Raw genomic sequence first — 4,058 nt, 5'->3', positions numbered from 1 at the left:
GCCCGGTGCCGGCCCGCTCACGCCTCCTGTCCGCCCGGTCGCGCGTCCCGGCGCGGTCGGCCGCGCGGCGGCGCCACTCGTTCCACAGCCAGCCGGCCGCGACGCAGGCCACGATCACCAGCGTCCAGACCACCCCGTCGCGCATCCGCCGCCCGCCTCCCGACCGTTGTCGCCCACTACCGCCGACGCGATCGTCGCACGGCCGGGGCGGACCCGCCCGGGTGGCGCGGCGGGCACCGGTCCGCCCTGCTCGGCGCGGGTGACCGGACGACTGTCACAGCCGACCGCTACGGTTCTCGGGTAGCACCAACACGGGAGGTCGACAGCGGTGTCCGAAGGCGGCGGCGTGTCCGAAGAAGCGGTTCCCCCAGCGGTCGACGCCGCCCAGGACGCGGCGGCCGGCGCCGAGCCGACCCCGGCGGCGCGGGAGCGGCACGCCACGCTCAGCCAGGAGCTGACCGAACACCAGTACCGCTACTACGTCCTCGACGCGCCGACCGTCACCGACGCCGAGTTCGACAGGCAGCTGCGGGAGCTCGAGGCGCTGGAGGCCGAATACCCGGCGCTGCGCACCCCCGACTCACCCACCCAGCGGGTCGGCGGCACCTTCTCCACCGACTTCACCCCGGTCGCGCACGCCGAGCGGATGCTCTCGCTCGACAACGCCTTCGCCGACGAGGAACTGGCCGCCTGGTCCGAGCGGGTCGAGCGGGACGCCGGCGGCCCGGTGCCCTACCTGTGCGAGCTGAAGGTCGACGGGCTCGCCATCAACCTGACCTACGAGAAGGGCCGGCTGGTGCGCGCCGCCACCCGGGGCGACGGCCGCACCGGCGAGGACGTCACCGCCAACGTGCGCAGCATCAAGGGCGTGCCGGCCCGGCTGACCCCGGCCGACGACTTCCCGGACGTGCCCGACCTCTTGGAGGTGCGCGGCGAGATCTACTTCCCGGTGGCCGCGTTCGCCGACCTGAACGCGAGCCTGGTCGAGCAGGGCAAGGCGCCGTTCGCCAACCCGCGCAACGCCGCCGCCGGCAGCCTGCGGCAGAAGGACCCCCGCGTGACCGCCTCCCGCCCGCTGCGCCTGGTGGTGCACGGCATCGGTGCGCGCACCGGGTTCCGGCCGGCCGCGCAGTCCGAGTCGTACGCCGCGCTCAAGGCGTGGGGGCTGCCCACCAGCGACCGGTGGCGGGTGGTGGACGACCTGGCCGGCGTCGCGGAATACATCGCCTACTACGGCAAGCACCGGCACGACGTCGAGCACGAGATCGACGGCGTGGTGGTCAAGGTCGACCCGGTCTCCATCCAGGGCCGCCTCGGCTCGACCAGCCGTGCGCCCCGCTGGGCGATCGCCTTCAAATACCCGCCGGAGGAGGTGAACACCAAGCTGCTCGACATCGAGGTGGAGGTCGGGCGCACCGGCCGGGTCACCCCGCGCGCCGTGCTCGAACCGGTCCGGGTGGCCGGCTCCACCGTCGCCTACGCCACCCTGCACAACGCCCGCGAGGTCGAGCGCAAGGGCGTGCTCATCGGCGACACGGTGGTGCTGCGCAAGGCCGGCGACGTGATCCCCGAGGTGCTCGGCCCGGTGGTCGAGCTGCGCCCGGCCGACGCTCGCCCGTTCGTCATGCCGACCACCTGCCCGGCCTGCGGCACTCCGCTCGCGCCGGCCAAGGAGAGCGACGTCGACATCCGCTGCCCCAACGGGCGGGCCTGCCCCGGTCAGATCCGCGAGCGGGTCTTCTACCTGGCCAGCCGCAAGGTGCTCGACATCGAGGTGCTCGGCGAGAGGGGCGCGGCGGCGCTGCTGGACGCCCAGATCATCACCAACGAGGGCGACCTGTTCCAGCTCGACGCCGAGCAGTTGAGCCGGTCGCCGTTCTTCGTCAACAAGGACGGCAGCCTGGGCAGCAACGCCACCAAGTTGCTCGACAACCTCGCCGAGGCCAAGGAACGCGACCTGTGGCGCGTGCTGGTGGCACTGTCCATCCGGCACGTCGGCCCGACCGCCGCCCAGGCGCTCGCCCGGCACTTCCGTTCGGTCGCCGCCATCGAGGCCGCCGGTGAGGAGGAGCTGTCCTCGGTGGACGGCGTCGGCCCGACCATCGCGGCGAGCGTGAAGGAGTGGTTCGCCGTCGACTGGCACCGCGACGTGGTGCGCAAATGGGCCGAGGCGGGCGTACGGATGGCCGAGGAGGCCGCCGACGAGGGGCCGCGACCGCTCGACGGCGTCACTGTGGTGGTCACCGGCACGCTGAGCGGGTTCAGCCGCGACCAGGCGGCCGAGGCGATCCAGGCCCGGGGCGGCAAGGTGACCGGCTCGGTCTCCAAGAAGACCGGTTTCGTGGTGGTCGGCGACAACCCCGGCTCCAAGGCCGACAAGGCCGCCACCCTGAAACTGCCGATCCTCGACGAGGACGGCTTCCGGGTGCTGCTCGACTCCGGCCCGGAGGCGGCCCGCGAGGTGGCCCGGGTGGAGGACTGACAGGCTGGTCACAGCTTTCGTCCGGCGGATACCAAGTTAATTACGACTCCGACCGATTCGTGACTGTCGTGTCGGGGAAATCGCCTCGGAGGGCGTTTCATTGGCGTACGACGCGTGACGGCGCGCGCCAGGACGTTCCCCGGGAGGTGCGATGGAGACCGGCGACCCGCGTAACTCCGTCCCGCCCGGGCGGAGCGGGCCGTTCTTCGGCTTCGTCGCCGCGATCGGCGCGGTCGCCCTGCTGGTCTCGGCCGGGCCGCTCGTCGCGCTCACCGACCGGCTGACCGAACTGCCGGCCGCGTTCTGGACCATGGCGGTGCTCGCCGTCGCCTGCGACGCCCGCCCGTTCGTCCCGCCCGGCCGCCGGCAGACGTCTGCGGTGTTCCCGTCGACCTGCTTCACCTTCGCGATCCTGCTCGGCTGGGGATTCGGCCCGGCCGTCGCGGTGCAGGCCGTCGCCGTGGCGGTCAGCGGCTGGCGACTCGGGTACGCCCCCTGGCGCACCGGCTTCAACGCCGCGCAGTACGCGTGCGCGCTCGCCGCCGCGTACGCGGTCACCCGGCTCGGTCCGGGCGAGCTGTTCGGCGGTGGCCGGCTGCACTGGACCGACGTGGCGGCGGTGGGCGGCGCGACGCTCGCCTGGTTCGTGGTCAACTACGGGCTGGTCAGCTCCGCAGTCCGGCTGCGTTTCGGCGACAGGTGGTGGCCGAGCGTCCGCAGCGGCCTGGCGTACGAGCTGCTGTCCACCGGTTCGCTGCTGCTGCTCGCGCCGGTGCTGGTGGCCGCCGCCCGGGCCAGCGCCGCGCTGATCCCGCTGGTGCTGGTGCCGCTGTTCGCCGTCTACCGGATGGCCCGGCTCTCCGAGGAACGGGAACAGCTCGCCGACGTGGACCCGCTCACCGGGCTGCCCAACCGCAAGGCGCTGCTGACCGAGGTGGCCGAGCAGGTGCACCTGCACGGCGAACGGGCCGCTCGGGGTGCGCCGGACGCGCACCTGGCGCTGCTGCTGCTCGACCTCGACCGGTTCAAGCACGTCAACGACGCGCTCGGGCACGCGGTGGGGGACCGCCTGCTGGTCGAGGTGAGCGCCCGGCTGATGGGCGCCGTGCGCGCCGGTGACATGGTGGCGCGGCTCGGCGGCGACGAGTTCGCCATCGTCGTACCCCGGCTCGCCGACATCGACCAGGCCCGCGAGCGGGCCGGCCGGGTGGTCGCCGCGCTCGCCGAACCGGTGCCGCTGGACGGGCTGCCGCTGGACGTGGGCGGCGCCATCGGCATCGCGCTCTACCCCGACCACGGCGAGGACTTCGCCACCCTGATGCGTCACGCCGACGTGGCCATGTACGACGCGAAGCACCGCAACGACACGGTGGCGGTGTACGCGCCGGAGTCCGACCACAACTCGGCCGAGCGCCTCAGTCTGCTGGCCGACCTGCGCCGGGTGCTGGAGTCCGGCCCGTCCGCGCAGGGCGGGGAGACGGTGGGCGTACGCGGGGGTGACGGCGCGGCCCTGACCCCGGCGCTGCCGGTGCGCGCCGACCGCCCGGCCCGCAACCAGCGTCCGGCGCGCGACGGC

General features: G+C 73.8%; 2 protein-coding genes. Both read left to right on the top strand.

Annotated elements, in window-relative coordinates; translation table 11 throughout:
* Positions 1-328: 328 nt before the first annotated feature.
* On the top strand, positions 329-2,482 hold the full coding sequence (gene ligA, locus AC2CHG_RS30330; protein WP_484526097.1) for an NAD-dependent DNA ligase LigA: 2,154 nt from the start codon (positions 329-331) through the stop codon (positions 2,480-2,482).
* A gap of 151 nt (positions 2,483-2,633) precedes the next feature.
* A partial coding sequence (locus AC2CHG_RS30325) for a diguanylate cyclase domain-containing protein (protein WP_484526096.1) occupies positions 2,634-4,058 on the top strand: 1,425 nt, incomplete at its 3' end.

The organism is Micromonospora sp. ATLC20, assembly GCF_057196585.1.
The sequence above is the reverse complement of the archived record's forward strand: the minus strand, read 5'-3'. Positions and strand labels throughout refer to the sequence as shown.